2 protein-coding genes are annotated in these 1,032 nt (G+C 37.1%); both read right to left on the bottom strand.

Features of this window, described 5'->3' with window-relative positions:
• Positions 1–110: 110 nt before the first annotated feature.
• Positions 111–896, bottom strand: a complete 786-nt coding sequence (gene blaOXA, locus HYG93_RS19175) for a class D beta-lactamase (RefSeq protein ID WP_178962801.1) — start codon at positions 894–896, stop codon at positions 111–113.
• On the bottom strand, positions 835–1,032 hold a 198-nt coding region (locus HYG93_RS19270; protein ID WP_214288670.1), incomplete at its 5' end, for a hypothetical protein. The genes blaOXA and HYG93_RS19270, both read right to left, overlap by 62 nt.

The raw sequence follows: 1,032 nt of genomic DNA on the forward strand, positions 1-1,032 counted from the left end.
AATCAGCGAAGAATTCAAAAGAGTTTGGATTTTAAAACGCCAAATCAAATAGCAGAGAACTTTTATCGGTTAGCTGCCTAGCATATCCCAAGTGAAAGTCTCCTGCTAATTCAGCACATATCATCACCAGCTTTCATTTGCATATTTAAAGCAAATGCCACCACTTGCCCATCTGCCTTTTCAACAAAACCCACATACCAACCCACTTGCGGGTCTACAGCCATTCCCCAGCCACTTTTAGCATATAGACGATTCTCCCCTCTGCGCTCTACATACAACATCTCTTTCACTTGTTGCTGAACTTCAGGTTTAAAAGGCAATTGCCCTTGGGCTAAATCATACACAAACTTTACTTCTTGTATAGGTGTAATTGTCAAAGGCCCTTTCAACCAAAATTGATCAACTTCCGTGCCTATTTGCATATTGCCATAACCAATACGTTGCAATTCACTTTGCATTAAGCTTGGACCAATACGACGTGCCAATTCTTGATATACAGGCACTGTAGATGCTTGCATGGCTTCGCCCAAAGTAAAATCTTTGTCCCATGCTTTAAAAAAACGTGGCTTTCCATCCCACTTAAATATTTCTGTAGATGTTGCTTTATGATTTTCTAAACCAATTAGTGCATTGGCAATTTTAAATGTAGATGCAGGAATATAAGCTGTTTTTGCTCGGTCTAAATGCGTGCCATATTTTTTAATATTTTGACCATCATATGTGACAAACACAGCATCAGCTGAGATTTCATTAAAAAGCGCTTGAACATTCTGATCGATGATTGAGTTATTCACTTGTGGAATTGTACTTGTTTTTGCTCGACTCATACTATGCTCAGCACAAGCCCCAATACTTATGCTTAAGCAAACTAAACTCAATATTTTTAATAATTTCATGATATACAACTTTAAAATTTGGTAGTGTTTCAAAAAGTATGCTGAAGAAAAAGCCGATTGGATTTTGATAAAATAGAGAAATGCAAATAACTCTAGCAATCAAATGTCCAACCTGCCTCAGTGATAGTATAAAGAA

The sequence above is a fragment of the Acinetobacter sp. SwsAc6 genome (assembly GCF_013391565.1).
In the GTDB taxonomy this organism is placed as follows: domain Bacteria; phylum Pseudomonadota; class Gammaproteobacteria; order Pseudomonadales; family Moraxellaceae; genus Acinetobacter; species Acinetobacter cumulans.